This is a genomic window from Bacillus sp. Y3, assembly GCF_008123875.1.
Taxonomy (GTDB): domain Bacteria; phylum Bacillota; class Bacilli; order Bacillales; family Bacillaceae; genus Bacillus; species Bacillus altitudinis.
In genome coordinates, this window is sequence record NZ_VSSC01000001.1 from 409,396 (window position 1) to 425,609 (window position 16,214).

Annotated in this window: 16 protein-coding genes; 1 reads left to right on the forward strand and 15 read right to left on the reverse strand. The window is 39.6% G+C overall.

The window, feature by feature from the left end; translation table 11 throughout:
• Positions 1–43 precede the first annotated feature (43 nt).
• A complete protein-coding gene (locus FXF70_RS02120; RefSeq protein ID WP_148779765.1) occupies positions 44–778 on the forward strand; it encodes an alpha/beta family hydrolase in 735 nt (244 codons plus the stop codon).
• Between the two features lie 215 nt (positions 779–993).
• On the opposite strand, the gene FXF70_RS02125 is transcribed toward FXF70_RS02120, so the two are convergent.
• From FXF70_RS02125 to flgK, 15 genes are all read right to left on the reverse strand, one after another.
• On the reverse strand, positions 994–2,787 hold the full coding sequence (locus FXF70_RS02125; RefSeq protein WP_148779766.1) for a M3 family oligoendopeptidase: 1,794 nt from the start codon (positions 2,785–2,787) through the stop codon (positions 994–996).
• A gap of 124 nt (positions 2,788–2,911) precedes the next feature.
• Positions 2,912–4,013, reverse strand: a protein-coding gene (gene prfB / locus FXF70_RS02130; protein ID WP_098680723.1) for a peptide chain release factor 2 whose coding sequence is annotated in 2 segments (ribosomal slippage) — positions 2,912–3,940 and positions 3,942–4,013 — 1,101 coding nt in all. Because the reading frame shifts where the segments join, the coding sequence is not laid out codon by codon here.
• Positions 4,014–4,080: 67 nt separating this feature from the next.
• Positions 4,081–6,606, reverse strand: coding sequence for a preprotein translocase subunit SecA (gene secA, locus FXF70_RS02135; RefSeq protein WP_148779767.1), 2,526 nt, complete (start codon positions 6,604–6,606; stop codon positions 4,081–4,083).
• 198 nt (positions 6,607–6,804) lie between these two features.
• Entirely contained in the window at positions 6,805–7,368 is a 564-nt protein-coding gene (hpf, locus tag FXF70_RS02140) for a ribosome hibernation-promoting factor, HPF/YfiA family (RefSeq protein ID WP_007499992.1), read from the reverse strand.
• 189 nt (positions 7,369–7,557) lie between these two features.
• Positions 7,558–9,243 carry a methyl-accepting chemotaxis protein gene (locus FXF70_RS02145; RefSeq protein ID WP_148779768.1) on the reverse strand — a complete coding sequence of 562 codons (1,686 nt, stop codon included), beginning with the start codon at positions 9,241–9,243 and terminating at the stop codon, positions 7,558–7,560.
• Between the two features lie 33 nt (positions 9,244–9,276).
• A complete protein-coding gene (locus FXF70_RS02150; protein WP_008348244.1) occupies positions 9,277–9,657 on the reverse strand; it encodes a DUF8042 domain-containing protein in 381 nt (126 codons plus the stop codon).
• 13 nt (positions 9,658–9,670) lie between these two features.
• On the reverse strand, positions 9,671–10,012 hold the full coding sequence (gene fliT / locus FXF70_RS02155) for a flagellar protein FliT (RefSeq protein ID WP_148779769.1): 342 nt from the start codon (positions 10,010–10,012) through the stop codon (positions 9,671–9,673).
• Positions 10,009–10,413, reverse strand: coding sequence for a flagellar export chaperone FliS (gene fliS / locus FXF70_RS02160; RefSeq protein WP_008348247.1), 405 nt, complete (start codon positions 10,411–10,413; stop codon positions 10,009–10,011). The genes fliT and fliS overlap by 4 nt, the downstream gene beginning before the upstream one ends.
• A 17-nt stretch (positions 10,414–10,430) precedes the next feature.
• Positions 10,431–11,945, reverse strand: a complete 1,515-nt coding sequence (locus FXF70_RS02165; RefSeq protein WP_148779770.1) for a flagellar hook-associated protein 2 — start codon at positions 11,943–11,945, stop codon at positions 10,431–10,433.
• 20 nt (positions 11,946–11,965) lie between these two features.
• A complete protein-coding gene (gene flaG / locus FXF70_RS02170) occupies positions 11,966–12,307 on the reverse strand; it encodes a flagellar protein FlaG (protein WP_007499987.1) in 342 nt (113 codons plus the stop codon).
• A gap of 153 nt (positions 12,308–12,460) precedes the next feature.
• Entirely contained in the window at positions 12,461–12,685 is a 225-nt protein-coding gene (gene csrA, locus FXF70_RS02175) for a carbon storage regulator CsrA (protein ID WP_008348252.1), read from the reverse strand.
• On the reverse strand, positions 12,679–13,113 hold the full coding sequence (gene fliW, locus FXF70_RS02180) for a flagellar assembly protein FliW (RefSeq protein WP_148779771.1): 435 nt from the start codon (positions 13,111–13,113) through the stop codon (positions 12,679–12,681). The genes csrA and fliW overlap by 7 nt, the downstream gene beginning before the upstream one ends.
• 28 nt (positions 13,114–13,141) lie before the next feature.
• Entirely contained in the window at positions 13,142–13,720 is a 579-nt protein-coding gene (locus FXF70_RS02185; protein ID WP_047945621.1) for a DUF6470 family protein, read from the reverse strand.
• A 46-nt stretch (positions 13,721–13,766) separates the two neighbouring features.
• Positions 13,767–14,678, reverse strand: coding sequence for a flagellar hook-associated protein FlgL (flgL, locus tag FXF70_RS02190; RefSeq protein ID WP_008348257.1), 912 nt, complete (start codon positions 14,676–14,678; stop codon positions 13,767–13,769).
• A gap of 8 nt (positions 14,679–14,686) precedes the next feature.
• Positions 14,687–16,207 carry a flagellar hook-associated protein FlgK gene (gene flgK, locus FXF70_RS02195; protein WP_058336981.1) on the reverse strand — a complete coding sequence of 507 codons (1,521 nt, stop codon included), beginning with the start codon at positions 16,205–16,207 and terminating at the stop codon, positions 14,687–14,689.
• Positions 16,208–16,214: the final 7 nt, after the last annotated feature.

Consider the following 16,214-nt stretch of genomic DNA (forward strand, 5'->3'; position numbering starts at 1 on the left):
TGATGGTATATTTAATATGTACATGAGAAAGAAGGGACATACGATGAAGAAAATATTGAAGATCACCGGTATTACATTACTTGCACTCATCATCTTAGCTTTTGGTGCTTTCTATACATGGAGCCGTTTTACATATGGACCATCGGAAGCGTTAAAAAAGCAGGTGAAGATTGAACAAGTCGATCATAAAAATAGGGTATATTCATTTGAAGCATCAAAAAGCGATACTGGCATCATTCTCTATCCTGGGGCAAAAGTTGAACCTCTTGCGTATGCCTATATTGGGAATGCGCTGATGAAGAAAGGCTATTCGGTCTTTATCCCAGACATGCCATTTTCTTTCGCGATTTTTAATACGAAGAAGGCAGAGGATATCCTCAAAAGTCATCCAGCCATCAAGCATTGGTACATTGGCGGACATTCGCTAGGCGGGACAGCTGCCGCTATGTATGCAGAGAAAAATCAAAGCAAGCTGGACGGCCTCTTTTTCCTTGCCTCCTATCCTGCATCAGATGATTTGAAACAGGCTTCCTTGCAAATATTATCTATTTCAGGCGAAAAAGATGGGCTAGCGACACAAGAAAAAATCAAAAAATCAAAAAAGCATCTGCCATCTCAAACGGTGTATCATGAGATAAAAGGCGGTAATCATGCTCAGTTTGGCATGTATGGCAAACAAAAAGGGGATCAGCCTGCAGACATTCCAGTCCTCACGCAACAAAAAGACATCGTTCAGACGATGCTGGAATGGTTAAAACCAGCAAAAAAGCTCCCGTAATGGGAGCTGCAAGATTGTTGATAAAGGGCTAAAATGAACTTGATTTTAGCCCTTTGTCTTCTTTTCAGCGTGATAGAAAACCTTTGCAGCCCTAGGAAGGACGAGCATCGGTGCGGAGCGAATCTGACATTCGTGAGCACCGAAGCGCAGGACTGACACCGAATGCGAGGGTTTGTCTACACGCTGAAGCTCCCGTAATGGGAGCTTTTCATTTTTTATGCCTTCGTCGCTTCTAAAAACTCTTCAGCATCTGCCACAGCCAGTGAAATGGCCTCTTCCCAAAATGCTTTTTGAGTCAGGTCGACACCTAGGTGCTTATATGCCAAATCTTCTACAGTCATTGACGCTGTATCTTTTAATAGCGCAATATATTTCTCTTCAAATGATGCCCCAGCCTGCAATGCTTTCGCGTAAATACCTAGAGAGAACATGTACCCGAAGGTGTAAGGGAAGTTATAAAACGGGACCCCTGTAATATGGAAATGCAGTTTAGACGCCCAGAAATGCGGATGGTATTCATCTAAAGAGTCACCAAAGGCTTCCTTCTGTGCTTCTACCATCAACTCATTCAAGCGGTCAGCTGGCACTTCTCCTTGTTTGCGCTCTTCATAAAAGCGTTGTTCAAATAAGAAGCGTGATTGAATATTCATAAAGAATGCTACACTGCGCTGCAGCTTATCCTCTAGCAAACTGAGACGCTCTTCTTCATTGGCCGCCTCTTTTAATGAAGCATCTGCCACAATCATTTCTGCGAATGTAGACGCAGTTTCAGCTACATTCATCGCATATTTACGATTCAACATCCGAACATCCTGCATGACTTCCTGATGGAACGAATGACCAAGCTCATGTGCTAGTGTCGCTACATTGGATGGAGTCCCTGAGAAGGTCATAAAAATACGTGATTCTCCGCTATCAGGGAAATTCGTACAGAAACCGCCCACTCGTTTGTTTGGGCGATTCTCAGCTTCTACCCAGCGTTCATTAAAAGCTTTTTCAGTAAAAGCAGCAAGCTCTTTTCCAAACCCTGCGAAATGCTTGATAATAAAAGCGGCTGCGTCTTGATAAGAATAGGTTTTTGTCTCACTTCCAATAGGCGCTCCCACATCAAACCAGCTTAGTTTATCAACCCTAAGCATGTCAGCTTTACGTTGTAAATAATCAATGAATGGCTGCTTATGTTCATCAATGACAGACCACATTGTATCGAGCGTCTCTTGTTTCATCCGGCAAATATCAAGGGGCTCTTTTAATATATGATTCCATCCTCTGGCTTCATATACTTGTAGACGAAAACCAGCGAGATGATTGAGTGTGCTTGCAAACAAATGTTCATCCTGTGTCCATGCATGTTCTAAATTATGATAGACGGCTTTTCTCACTTCACGGTCTGAATCATCCATCGCATTTTCTGCTTGGCCTACAGAAATCATTTGTGTTTCACCATTTTGCTCAAATGGAATGGTAATTTTGTTCACCAAGCTAGAATAAAGTTCATCCCACGCATGATACCCATCTACTGCTAGTTTTTGAATGAGTGTTTCCTGTTCAACAGGCAGTTGATCTTTCACATGTTCTCTTCGTTCATTTAATATGTAACGAACATCTGAGAAAGCGGCTGAATCCATTAATTCTTCCCACTGGCTAGTAGGTATCTCAGCAAGTGATTGATCAAACCCTGCTAGAATGGTTCCTAATTCAGCTTCCAGCTTGGCAATAGACCCTCGGAGACTGCCCGCCTTCATATCCTTTGTATTTTGAGATTGTAGACAGGATACAAATGAACCTGCTTGTGCTAATTTTTTATATGTGATTTCATACGTTTCAAGGACAGTTCTTAACTTTTTTTCAATTTGTGTATCTTCTTTTGAAAAGGCATCTACCTTTTGTCGTAACTCATCTAATAGCTGCTGTATGTGCTGTAAGTATGTGATAAATTCTGATGAAGAACTGCCTCCTTTAAAAAAGGCATCTAAATCCCACGTCTCTTGTAATGGTTTTAATCCCAAATTATTTCCCCCTTTAATTGCTAATTTCATCATACAAAGGATATAGAGTCAGTATGGCATATGTATTCCTTTATATTCATTATATTTTCTCACAATTAAAAAAACCCGGCAAGAAGCCGAGTTTTTATGATAATTTTGAACGTAAATACGCATCGATAAAGGAATCTAAATCTCCATCCATCACCGCTTGAACATTTCCCATCTCCGTGTTGGTACGATGGTCTTTCACAAGGGAATATGGGTGGAAGACATACGAGCGAATTTGGCTTCCCCAGCCAATTTCTTTCTGTTCTCCTCTGATTTCATCCAATTCCGCCTGTTGTTCTTCGATCCGTTTTTGATAAAGCTTAGATTTCAGCATTTTCATTGCACGTTCTCTGTTTTTGATTTGGGATCTTTCCGTTTGGCACGTCACGACGACATTTGTTGGGATGTGTGTGATACGAACCGCAGAGTCCGTCGTATTGACGTGCTGCCCCCCTGCACCACTTGCACGATACGTATCCACCTTAATATCCTCTGTACGAATATCGATATCAATTTCTTCATTAAATTCTGGCATGACATCACAAGAAACGAAAGATGTGTGTCTACGGCCAGATGAATCAAATGGAGAAATACGGACTAAACGATGGACACCTTTTTCTGCTTTTAAGTAACCGTAAGCGTTATGTCCTTTAATCAGCAATGTCACAGACTTAATTCCCGCTTCATCCCCTGGAAGATAATCAAGGGTTTCAACCTTAAAGCCTCTGCGCTCTGCCCAGCGGGTATACATTCTGAGGAGCATCGATCCCCAGTCCTGTGATTCCGTTCCACCTGCACCCGGGTGAAGCTCAAGAATGGCATTGTTTTTGTCATACGGTTCACTTAAAAGAAGCTGCAATTCAAACTCGTTAAATTGTTTTGTTAAGTTCTTCAGTTCTTTTTCAAGCTCTGCATGAAGATCCTCATCGTAGTCTTCTTTTAATAAATCATGCGTCATTTGCAGCTCATCATGAGATTCACTGAGCTCATGATATGTATTCACATAATCCTTCAGTGCATTGGCTTCATTAATGACACCTTGCGCTTTTTGCTGGTCATTCCAAAAGTCAGCCTCTGACATCGTGGCCTCAAGCTCTGCAATTTTCGCTTCTTTTGTATCGAGGTCAAAGAGACCCCCTAAAATCAGCTAGCCTGCTAGCCATATTTTCAAGCTCTTGTCTAATTTCTACTAATTCCATATCCTTCACCTCATAGATGTATGGGGGCTGACATGAATAGAAAGAGGTTTTCACCTCTTTCCATTACTTATTCTGTCTTCCCATGACAATTTTTATATTTCTTGCCGCTTCCGCAGTGACATGGTGAGTTTCTTCCAATATCCACCACTTTACGCACCGGCTTTTTCTTCACTGTTTTCTCCTCATCGCCCTCTTGAGGCTGATGAGCAGTTGTTTGTCCTTGAACGACTTCTTCACGTTCTAGGTTGTTTTGGATTTCTGATTTTAGCACATATTTAGCGACGTCATCTTCAATTGAAGCGACCATATGCTCAAACATCGCAAATCCTTCCATTTGATACTCACGAAGCGGATTGGTTTGTGCATATGCACGTAAATGGATTCCTTGACGCAGCTGATCCATTGCATCGATATGATCCATCCACTTCGAATCTACTGCACGAAGAACGATGACTTTTTCAAATTCACGCATTTGTTCATCGCCAAATGTCTCTTCTTTTGCATCATATTTCTCTTTAATCCGCTCCATGATGAATTCGGTGATCTCATCTGCTTCTTTACCGAAGATATCTTTGACCGAAATGACACCTTCATCTAAATAGTTCGTGTTGATTAATTCAACAAGACCATCTAGTTTCCATTCTTCTGGAAGCTCATCTTTCGGCGTGTAAGATCCAACAGCCCGCTCAATAGACGATTGAATCATATTGATCACAATCGATTTCAAGTTATCAGAATCGATAACTTCAAAACGCTGTTTGTAAATGACTTCACGCTGTTGACGAAGAACATCATCATATTGCAGAAGTTGCTTACGGGAATCAAAGTTATTCCCCTCAACACGTTTTTGAGAAGATTCAACAGCTTTTGAGACCATTTTACTTTGAATTGGAGTAGAGTCATCCATACCGAAGCGATCAAGCATCGCCATTGTCCGCTCTGCACCAAATCGGCGCATCAATTCATCTTCCATTGAGAGATAGAATTGAGTAATCCCTGGGTCTCCTTGACGACCAGAACGACCACGGAGCTGGTTATCGATACGGCGTGATTCATGACGCTCTGTCCCAATAACAGCAAGACCGCCTAGTTCTTTCACACCTTCGCCAAGCTTGATGTCTGTTCCACGTCCCGCCATGTTTGTCGCAATTGTGACGGCACCTTTTTGTCCAGCTTCCTCAATAATTTGTGCTTCACGCTCATGGTTTTTCGCGTTTAACACTTGATGAGGGATGCCTTTATTTTTAAGCAGTTTTGAAATCAATTCAGATGTCTCAACCGCAACAGTTCCGACAAGAACCGGCTGTCCTGTCATATAACGCTGTGCGACGTCTTCAGCTACTGCTTTAAATTTGCCATCCATTGTGCGGTAAATTAAATCAGGTCTGTCATCACGCACAACCGGTTTATTGGTTGGGATTGTGACAACCTGCATATTGTAAATGTTACGGAATTCCTCTTCTTCCGTTTTCGCTGTACCTGTCATACCAGATAGCTTTTCATACATACGGAAGTAGTTCTGGAACGTAATGGTTGCAAGTGTCATGCTTTCATTCTGCACTTCAAGACCTTCTTTTGCTTCAATGGCTTGGTGCAGACCTTCACTATAGCGACGTCCTTTCATTAAACGTCCTGTGAAGGAGTCAACGATGACGACTTGGCCATCTTCCACAACATAATCAACGTCTTTTTGCATCGCAACATGCGCCTTAAGAGCCTGCGCGATATGGTGGTTAAGAGCGACATGTTTGACATCAAACAAGTTCTCAATGCCGAATGCTTTTTCCGCCTTCGTCATTCCGCTTTCCGTCAGCTGTACACTTTTTGTTTTAATATCATAAGTGAAATCGTCTTCTATTTTTAACGTACGAACAAAGGCATTTGCTTGTACGTAAAGTTTCGTCGATTTTGCAGCTTGTCCAGAAATAATAAGAGGTGTTCTCGCTTCATCAATTAAGATGGAGTCAACTTCATCGATGACGGCATAATGAAGTGGTCTTTGAACCATTTGCTCTTTATACAGCACCATGTTATCTCGTAAATAATCAAAGCCAAGCTCATTGTTTGTTGAATACGTGATATCAGCAGCGTACGCTTCTCTTTTTTCATCTTTGTCTAAACTGTTTAAGTTCAAGCCAACCGTTAATCCAAGAAATTCGAAAATCTTGCCCATTTCCTGTGCATCACGGCTTGCCAAATATTCGTTGACTGTTACAATGTGGACGCCTTTCCCAGAAAGAGCATTCAAATAAACAGGCATCGTTGATGTCAACGTTTTACCTTCACCTGTTTTCATCTCAGAGATATTCCCTTCATGTAGGGCAATCCCCCCCATGAGCTGCACCTTAAATGGGAACATTCCTGTCACGCGGCGGGAAGCCTCACGAACCGTTGCAAACGCTTCAACCAAAAGGTCGTCTACAGATTGTCCTTTTTCAAGTTTTTCTTTAAATTCGATCGTTTTATTTCGTAAAGCCTCGTCAGATAATTTCTCAAAATCTTGAGCGAGAGCTTCGATTTCATTTGCCTTTTTTTCATATCGGCTGATCGTACGTTTCGTAGGATCAAACACTTTGTTTAAGATTCCAAGCATATAATAACGCTCCTCTATTTCATGCAATTTTTCGGCATGTCCAAAAGTTTTACAGGTCCATATTTACCTGCATTTATCATACCATACCTTCCTTGATTTCCAAAGAATTTGCAATGATTTAGCACAAAAAACCCGCCCCTAATGAAGGGAACGGGTTTACTTTTTTTAGGTCATTTTCGGATCAAAAGGAACGAATGATTAAGCGTTCGGCTCAATGAGTCCATATTTACCGTCATTTCGGCGGTATACCACATTGGTCAAATTTGTCTCAGCATTTGTGAAGACAAAGAAACTGTGACCTAACATGTTCATTTGGAGAATGGCCTCTTCGCTATCCATTGGTTTTAGATTGAAGCGTTTTTGTCTGACGATTTCTGTTTCATCAATTTCTTCGTCATCTTGAACTGCTACTTCGGAAGCACCGTTTCCTCCAGCAAATAAATGCTTTTTCGCACCTTGCTCACGGAATTTACGGTTCACTTTCGTTTTATGTTTTCTAATTTGACGTTCTAATTTACTGGTTGCTAGGTCTACTGCATTGTACATATCCTCATTATGCACCTCTGCTCGAAGTGCTAGATCAGTCATTGGAATGGTAACCTCAACTTTAGATTCTTGATCGTTGTAAAATTTCAAGTTCACGTTGACTGAAGCATCAACATCTGACTCAAAATAACGCTCCAGCTTTCCAATTTTTTTCTCGACATGATCTCTTAGTGCAGGTGTTACTTCGATGTTTTCTCCTCGGACATTGTAATTCATGTAAAGAACGCCTCCTTTAAAATTAAGGATATGTAAACTTATTTCTACTTTTCCCTCCTTTTCTCCTGCTCAAACGTAAAAAAAATGTGAATTTTTATTGAAATTTGTCGAATCCTGCGGTGCTTCAGCTTTTACTTGATAGGTGATGAATATATATTCGATTGATTCTTGAAAAAGACCATCGCACTGTTAAATCTTGAAAGATGAAATAGATGTTTTCAGTGATTGAGACAAAGATTTTAAATCTTCCGCAGCTGCTTTCATTTCCTCATTCGCCGCTAGTGATTCTTCAACAGCCGCCGACATGTACTCTGTTTCCTCAGAATTTCGCTTGGCTCCTTCTTCTATCACACCAATTGTTTGAGAAATTTCTTCTGTACTAGCTGAGATTTGCTCTGTCGTGGCAGAAAGCTCCTCTGCTTTCATCGAGATATCACGGATGGATTCCAGAATTTCTTGAAAACTCTGTTCAGACAATTGCGATACTTTCACACCTTCTGCTACATCTCGTTCCACTTTCGTCATAGATTGAGACGATCTTTCAGTATCTTTGTTCACGTTGGCGAGTAACTGACTAATTTGGTCGGTCAGCTGACTTGATTCTTCTGCCAGCTTTCTGACTTCATCTGCAACAACCGCAAAACCTCTTCCATGTTCCCCAGCCCTTGCTGCTTCAATGGCTGCGTTTAAAGCAAGTAAATTTGTCTGATCTGCAATGGCATGAATATTCCCCAGCAGGTCTTGAATGCCGGTAAACTGTACTTGTACATTGGCCATTGTAGAATGATGTTCATTCACAGATTCTTTAATAGAACTCATTTGTTTCACAAATTGTTGAATGAGGGATGCGCCCTCTTCAGCCTTTTCAGTCACTGAAATTGAGTGACCCGAAACATCAGACGTATGTTCAGCCGCATTATGCATACCAGTCGAGACTTCTTGAATTGAAGAAGCTACTTTTCCTACTGCATCCGATTGTTCACGTGAAGCTTCACTGACCTGTTCAATCGAGCTAGACGTCTGTTCACTAGCCGATATGGTTTGACTGATGGTTTCTTCAAATTGAGCAGCAGAATCAGCTAATTGTCTTGACCCGTTTTGCACCTGTAAGATAAGCTGACGCAAATGCGCTGTCATTTGGTTAAAAGCCGTACCGAGCTGGCCAATTTCATTTTTAGAGGTTACTTCAATCTCTTCAAGTGTGAGGTCACCATCTGCCATTCTTCTTGCTGCATGTGTGACAGAGACAATCGGTTTTGTCATACGATGAACAAACCTTGTGCCAATGACTAAAAAGCCGACTATAATCGCTGCGCTAACGAGAATAAGCGTCAGCAATAATTGGTTACTTTCTTCATTGAGCTGACTGATTTTTTGATCCCGCTGTTTCAATTGTGTTTGAGCAAATTCTTTTGTAAAGGTATGTATTTCTTGTTCGATAGGTTGTAATTCTTGACTGAGACGGGTATTGAATTCTTTTTGATTTTGCATATTCAATGAATTAAATAATCGATTTGTTGAGGTGTAGTAAAGATAATTTTTTTCGGAAATTTGATCTAACAGATTTTTTGCTTGTTTAACGGTGCTCATTTTTGATGCTTCAGCTGTTTTCTTATTGATTTCTTCATATGTTTGCTCAATCTTCTGTAAATTTTCAGCATCTTGAACAACCACGTACGTTTTAATTTGTGCTTCCTGTTTTTGTAGCAGTGCCTCTAATTCCAGTGAGGTCTGGTACAGCTTTACTTCTTTGGTGAGGAGTGCTTTATACGATTGATCTGTTTTGTAATAGATAAAGCTAGAAAATCCTAAAATACTGACAAACAATACACATATGACAATAAGCCCAAATAAAAATTGATTTTTTAGTCTCATAAATTCCTCCGAATGGTCTGAATTGAACAAAAATTAATGAATGACATACGGCCTCATACAGGCATGTATTTCATCCATCCACTTTCTATATTCAGGTATAAAATATGATGTAAGGAATGACTGGAAGTGATTTGAAGGGAATGTATAGAAAGCTAGTATATCGAAACTTAAAAAAATTTGGTCAAACGATCGAATCGTCTTAGCAAAGTGCTCATTTTCAATAATTGAAAGCAGAAGCGGGTGTGTTGTCTCTAAATGAAAGAAGGCATGGATCAGATCATTAAAGATCCGATCCCCTTCTGTTTTAGCAAAATCCTTCTCAATTTCATCTAAATATTTTAGACTCTCTTCTATTGTATATAGAAGGTCATAATATGTGGTTAATAATATATAGTCATCTGAACGATACGCCACAGGTCTCACCTATTTATTTCCGTTTATCGTAGTATACGCCGTCACTTGTCATGGGCTGATACGGATTTTGATAATTCAGCTGTTTTGTTTTCTTACGTTGAATGGCTTGAATATCTGCCTTGATCCCATTTTGAATCTCCGTTAATTGCTTGGCCATCAATTGATCTGTTTGAATGATTTCTTTGATTTTCTCTTTTTCTTGAACGGAAAGCTCATGTTGAATATCTCTCATTAGTTCGTCTCTCTCAACTAAAAAAGCATCAAAGTCTTCAATGAGTGTTTCGCTTTGCGGATTGGCCTCTATTTCCGCTGCCATTTTTAACGTTTGGTCGTGCAGTTGGTCCACAATACTCATAGAGATCCCCCAATAGAGTGGTGACGCCCTTTTCGATCGGTTTGAATGACTTCCTTCCAAGCATCTCGGAAATCAGTCACATATTGCTCTACTTCATTCAGGATCTCTTCGTCATTTTGCAGATTGGCTTCAATCAGTCTTCGATAGATGTAGTCATACATACTTGCCATGCTCTTTGATACATCATACGTACGATTTAAGGTGACATTTAATTCTTGGATGATGTTTTGAGCCTTTTTCAGGTTCAAGTTTCTCATTTCAGCATCTTCTTTTTGAATGCCATGCTTTGCTAGTCTAATAAACTTTAAGCATCCTTCATAAAGCATAAGCGTTAACTCGGCCGGTGTTGCGGTCTCAATAGAATTTTTCTGATAGGCGGCATAAGGGTTCTGAATTGCCATATGTTATAAACCTCCAATTATTGTCCAAGCAGTTGAGAAAGATAGCCAGATTGGTTGTTTAGCTTTTGAATCGCACTATCCATGGCGTTAAACTTTTTGTAGTAACGAGCTTCCACCATTTTTAAACGATCTTGGAATGTACTCATTCGTTCGGTCAAAGAATCAAGGTCCTTACCAAGTCCGTATTCTTTTGATGCCATCGTTGTGCTACCAGCCTTTGTCTGAATGCTCTTCGAGAAGGCTGATAAGGAATTTTTGATACGATGAATGATTCCTTGTTCTTTATATTGCTGCTGCGCTTTATCTTTATCTTTTGAATCTACATTTAGCGAACCTGACATAAATATTTGACTAATCTTTTGTGGGTCTTCTTGAATAGCTTTTCTTAGCTTCGGTTCATCAATGACAAGCTTTCCGCCATCTTTATATTTATCTGAAGTGGCAATTCCGATTTGTGTCATGTGAATTTTATTCCCATCACTTGTCGTAATATCAACATAAAAATCACTTCTTAATTTAGATGCACCAGATCGTAAAATTGAATCACTTCTCAACAAGCCTGACTTCGCAGTCGTTTCCCATAGCTCGACTTCTTTGTCAGACATGGCTTTTTTCTCTTCAGCTGTTAATGGATAGTAGTCTCTATTTCTTTTTTCATTGACTTTACCATTGATCTCTTCAACAAGTTCATTGTATTTATCAACGAATTGTTTGATTTTATCAAAGATGGCATCGACATCTGTTGAAACGTTCAAACTGACAGGCTTATCTGTTGTTCCTTTAAGTTCATATGTGATACCAGCCTGCGTGAAGGTATTATTGTTATTTTCCATTTTGAGACCATTAATTTCGTATTGCGCTTTCTGCCCTTGAGTAGTCGCAACTAATTTATTATCTCCATCCACTTGGAATCCTAATTGCGTTAAAAATGAAGCAGAATTGCCATCTGCTGCCTTAATACTGACACCTTCACCAGTCGTACGCGAAGTCAGAGCGATCGTATCTACGTAGTTGGTTCCATCAAAGATCTGGCCTTTATAAGCCGTGACACCTAGTTGAGCGTTGTTCAATTTTGACACGATTGAATCAAGGGTATCTGTATCAGTTGTATTAATGGTAACTGTTTTAGGTGTTGTAGAATCTGGTGTCGTCACCTCAAACGTAAACGTACCGTTTGAAGCAGTAAATCCAGATGGACTAGAAGATTTGAATACGGATGCTGTCGCTAGTTGGGTCACATTAATCGAGCCAGAGGTAGCATTTGTTGAGCCAGTTGCTGTGACAGCAGATTCATTGGAGCTAGTGACCTTTTTTGCGCCATAAGTACTCGGATATGTTAAATTTAGTTTGGCAATGAGATCATCTAATTCTTTGACCTTTGAATTGACCTCGCGATAGCTGTCTCTTTGCCATTCAAGTGTTTGTTTCTGACGTGTCATTTTATCAAGAGGTGCTTGCTCAGTTTTCATTAACTTTGAGACGATTTCATCAATATCAAATACATTAGAAAATCCAGTAATTCGATTAACCATGGTTTATGTTCTCCCTTCAATTACATTCTTTTATCGACAAATAAACCGACAATCTCTGTCATTGCCGCATAGAAATCAAGCCATTCTTTGGAAGGAATCTCTCTAATGACTTCTTCGGTTTGGTTATCTACGACTTTGACATAATATTCATTGAGTTTTTCATGCAATTCAAATTGAAGATGAAATTGAGTAGGTTCAATCAGCTTATTTGCTCCTTGAAGCGTTTTCTCAATTTCTTCTTTTGAAACGACTTTTCCATTTGCTTGTAAATCAGTGTTTGCATTGTCATTTTGATGATTCGTAACACGGGTTTGAAATGCATCAATCAGTGGCTCTAGCGAAGTCAACTTACCAACAGACATAGTTATTCAGCTCCTGTGCTTTGATCTATCTTTTATATCGGCTTTGAATTATTAAATTAAATATAGATGGCCCGATTTGTTAAAGTTTCATATAGATGATGTACTTCTACGGTTTCACACGGAGGAGGATAGACAAATAGGATAAAAAAATCCTCACTTTTTTTGTGAGGATAATTGAGAAAGTAGATCAAAGGACAAGCTAGCAGCACGGCTGTTTTCTTCTTGAATAGACAGGTATACTTCCTTCCTGTGAATATCAATATGCTTAGGAGCCTCAATTCCGACTTTTACTTGGTCGCCTTCAATCGCAATAATTTTAACTTCAATATCGTCGCCTATTTGAATCGATTGATTTAATTTACGAGATAGAACTAACATGAGGAAGCCACCTCTAGCAAATGTTTTGTATGATAGGCTGAATCATGCAAAATGACCTGCTTGGCTTTCATGTTTTTCCGATTCACAATAATAGGCGCTCTTAAATTGGCTGTCGTTTTTTCAATAGAAGATCCCATTGTTAAAATAACCATGACTTCCACATCATTGGCATCTTCTACCCCAAGAATGTCTACAACCGATTCTTCTAAGTCAAATTCATATTGATTGAAGAACAAAAATGGGCTGCTGACAATAAAGCCTAGTTCTGTATTTTCCAAAGATTGGAGAACTAAAAATGGGGATTCTTCTGATAAAGGTAAAATGACAAATTGTTTTTGATCCAGAAATCCTGGTATCCCATTAGAGAAGTGAATGATTTGCTCCTCTTTAATCGTCACTTCGCCATGGTATTTTGTTTGAATGATCATAATTCACGACCTTTTTCATTTTTCTTAACTATACCTTATCACCATTTTGACCTGTTTCGTCAACTTCTATTTTTAATTCTGGGTATTGTAACATATCAATATGAACTTTACCTGGCTGGTAGTTAACAATTGGTTTATGAGGTGTTGCCTCTATAATAGCTTTTTGCGGCTCCACATCAATTTTAAGTTCAGATGGCTCATAATGAATTTTCACACTAAAAAATGAAGGAATCACACCGATGTTGAATTGTTTTGCTGGAGGACTGCCGTTGATTTTCGCAAACTCAGCAATCGCATTCCCACCATTCTCGATCTTGATGAGTTCACTTCCTTCTTCCGCTCTACGCCCCATTCCTTCTCCAATCGCACGTTTCCCCTCAGCCGCCCATTCCTCTGAACGCCTAAAAATCGACTTAATATCCATATCGGCAAATGCCTCGGTTTGATCTATGGTTAATTTCGACGGTGTCCTTGTGATATTCATGACAGCTCTTGGCTGCTGAATGTCAAGATCCGCTCTTGGCTGCTCTACTTCTTGCTTGGAAGGGGTTGTCGACATTTGCAGCTTTGCATAAGTTTGCTCCATTAACAATCTAGGGATTTGCATAGGTTCACCTCCATGATGCAAAAAAGCACCCAACGGATGCTCTTTCTTATCTTAAGAAATCGACAAGGGATGGCTGAATCACTTTAGCTGTCGTCGCTAAAGCAGCTCTATTCACAGTCTCTTGTTGAAGAAGATCAAGAATGGCTTTTTCACTTTCTACATCTTCGGCATCTGATTTAGCCTTTTTCAGCACTTCAAATTGCGAAGTCAAACGGCTCCCGACTAAGTCGATACGATTGGATCTAGCCCCAAGATCTGAACGCTCAGCACTCATCACTTCTTTAAACTGATCGATATTTCCTAATGCATCATCTGAATTTGTAAACGTTCCATTTTTTAATGAGTTTTCTAAATCAGTCAGCATTTCAATGACATTTTGACCACTGGCAGATTGCCCACCAAAAGCTGAAAGAGGATTTGAATTCACATTTAATGTGATTCCATCAGAAATGTTCGACTGAACCACGTTTGCATCTGTATAGTTTTCAAAGTTAAATGTAAACGTACCATCTGCATTCTCTACAACTGGTTTAACATTGGTATTTGTCCCATTAAAAACAAACTTACCTAACATCTGCGTGTTCATTGCATCAATGATTTGATTCTTCATCTGACCAATTTCCACTCCGATAGCAGCTAAATCTTCTGGCTGTTTTGTTCCATTGGCCGCATCGAGTACTTTATCTCGTATATTTGACATGATATCAATTATTTCAGTGACACTTGTTTCAGATGTATCAATCCAGTTTCGTGCCTCATTTAAATTAGTTTGGTATTGCTCATTTCGAAACATGGCTGTACTATATTGAAGACTTTTCACTGCTGCCACAGGATCATCAGACGTTTTTGTGAAACGTTTTCCAGACTGTGCCTGCTCATTAATTTTAGAGAGTTTTTCATAACTTTTACTAATATTTCGAAGTGAATTTTGAGAAATCATACTTTGCGTGACTCGCATCAGTTACCCTACCTTCCTACGACTCCCATGCCGTTTATTATTTTATCTAATACTTCGTCTTGCATCGTCATAATTCTTGCTGCTGCATTATACGCATGCTGGAATTGGATCATGTTCGTCATTTCTTCATCAATAGATACAGCACTAGTTGACATCCTGCGTTCATTGGCTGAATTCACAAGAGCTGCTGAACTGCTTTCAAGGGTCATGTTCTTTTTAGCTTGTATCCCCATTTCAGCAATGACATTCTGATAGTAATCCTGAATCGTTGTGGTATTTCCGCCGATTGGCAGCTTTAAGTTTTGAATATTAGCTAATTTCGTAGCATTCGAACCATCACCTTGCGTTTGATTAAGAGATGCAGCAATGTTATCTGTCGATGCTAAAATCACGTCACTCACTTTGATACGGGCTGCCAAGCCTTTATTCAAATCATTGTTATTCTCAATATCGAAAAAGTCTTGTCCACTTGTGCCATTTAACGTGTACCCTTGCTTATGGACATCGTTAAAAGCATCCATAAATACTTTTGCTACTTCATCCAGCTCAGCAAGCATATCCGGGTACATGCCTTTTTCATCTCCATTAGACATGTAGCCATACGCCTCAACAAGTGCTTTTACTTTACCATTCACTTGTAATTGATCAGCTGCGATGGTTGTCGTTCCAAATTGGAGTGAGTTAACAAGTCCTGTCGTATTATCATAGGAAAGTTGCAATTCAGATTTTTCATTAGTAATGCCATTTAAAATCGTTCCAGCAGATTGTCCATTAGCACCGATAATGTCGATGTTAACGGTTCCTTCAGCAATTTCCAGAGCATTTCCTCCAGAAGGGTTGTAGCTCACTTTAATATCAACAAGTGAGGAAAGCTGATCTATAAGAGCGTCGCGCGTATCATAAAGATCATTGGGAAGATAACCATTTGGCTCAACGGTTGCAATCTGTTTATTCACTTCATCAATTTGAGTTAATAGGGTGTTCACATTTTTTGCCGTTGAATCGAGTTCAGTTTTTAAATTCTTTTGTATCGTTGTTAAAGAAGAATTTAGCAGGCGGAATTGATCTACTAAAGCCTGAGCACTTGTCTTAACAACTGTACGGGCTGAAGCAGTATCAGCATTTTTCGATTCTGATAAGACTTGTAATGATTTCCAGAGATTATCAAAGGCTCTATTCAAGCCTTCATCTGTTAAATCATTCATCACTCCTTCCATTTGTGAAAGAGCATCAGACTTCGTCGCATAATAAGACAAGTTATTGTTATGATCTCTATACTGAAGATCTAAAAAGCTGTCTCGAATTCTTTCAACAGTTCCAACTTGGACACCTGTCCCCATTTGGCCATATGTCTTGCCATCATAAACAGAAATCACTGGGTAAGGATTCTCTGCTTTAAAGGTAACTCTCTGTCTTGAATAGCCATCAGTATTTGCATTGGATACGTTGTTTGATGTGACATAAAGCCCTGCACGCTGGGCTGTGATTCCTCTTTTTGCCGTTTCTAGTCCCATGAATGTAGAACCCATAGATATC

What these genes read in the sequence shown, in the direction of transcription:
- fliW (WP_148779771.1), bottom strand. Translation starts at nt 13,113, where the DNA reads ATGATCATTCAAACAAAATACCATGGCGAAGTGACGATTAAAGAGGAG.
- secA (WP_148779767.1), bottom strand. Translation starts at nt 6,606, where the DNA reads ATGCTTGGAATCTTAAACAAAGTGTTTGATCCTACGAAACGTACGATC.
- csrA (WP_008348252.1), bottom strand. Translation starts at nt 12,685, where the DNA reads ATGTTAGTTCTATCTCGTAAATTAAATCAATCGATTCAAATAGGCGAC.
- FXF70_RS02165 (WP_148779770.1), bottom strand. Translation starts at nt 11,945, where the DNA reads ATGGTTAATCGAATTACTGGATTTTCTAATGTATTTGATATTGATGAA.
- FXF70_RS02120 (WP_148779765.1), top strand. Translation starts at nt 44, where the DNA reads ATGAAGAAAATATTGAAGATCACCGGTATTACATTACTTGCACTCATC.
- fliT (WP_148779769.1), bottom strand. Translation starts at nt 10,012, where the DNA reads ATGAGTATTGTGGACCAACTGCACGACCAAACGTTAAAAATGGCAGCG.
- flgK (WP_058336981.1), bottom strand. Translation starts at nt 16,207, where the DNA reads ATGGGTTCTACATTCATGGGACTAGAAACGGCAAAAAGAGGAATCACA.
- flgL (WP_008348257.1), bottom strand. Translation starts at nt 14,678, where the DNA reads ATGCGAGTCACGCAAAGTATGATTTCTCAAAATTCACTTCGAAATATT.
- fliS (WP_008348247.1), bottom strand. Translation starts at nt 10,413, where the DNA reads ATGGCAATTCAGAACCCTTATGCCGCCTATCAGAAAAATTCTATTGAG.
- FXF70_RS02185 (WP_047945621.1), bottom strand. Translation starts at nt 13,720, where the DNA reads ATGCAAATCCCTAGATTGTTAATGGAGCAAACTTATGCAAAGCTGCAA.
- hpf (WP_007499992.1), bottom strand. Translation starts at nt 7,368, where the DNA reads ATGAATTACAATGTCCGAGGAGAAAACATCGAAGTAACACCTGCACTA.
- flaG (WP_007499987.1), bottom strand. Translation starts at nt 12,307, where the DNA reads ATGTCTGTTGGTAAGTTGACTTCGCTAGAGCCACTGATTGATGCATTT.
- FXF70_RS02145 (WP_148779768.1), bottom strand. Translation starts at nt 9,243, where the DNA reads ATGAGACTAAAAAATCAATTTTTATTTGGGCTTATTGTCATATGTGTA.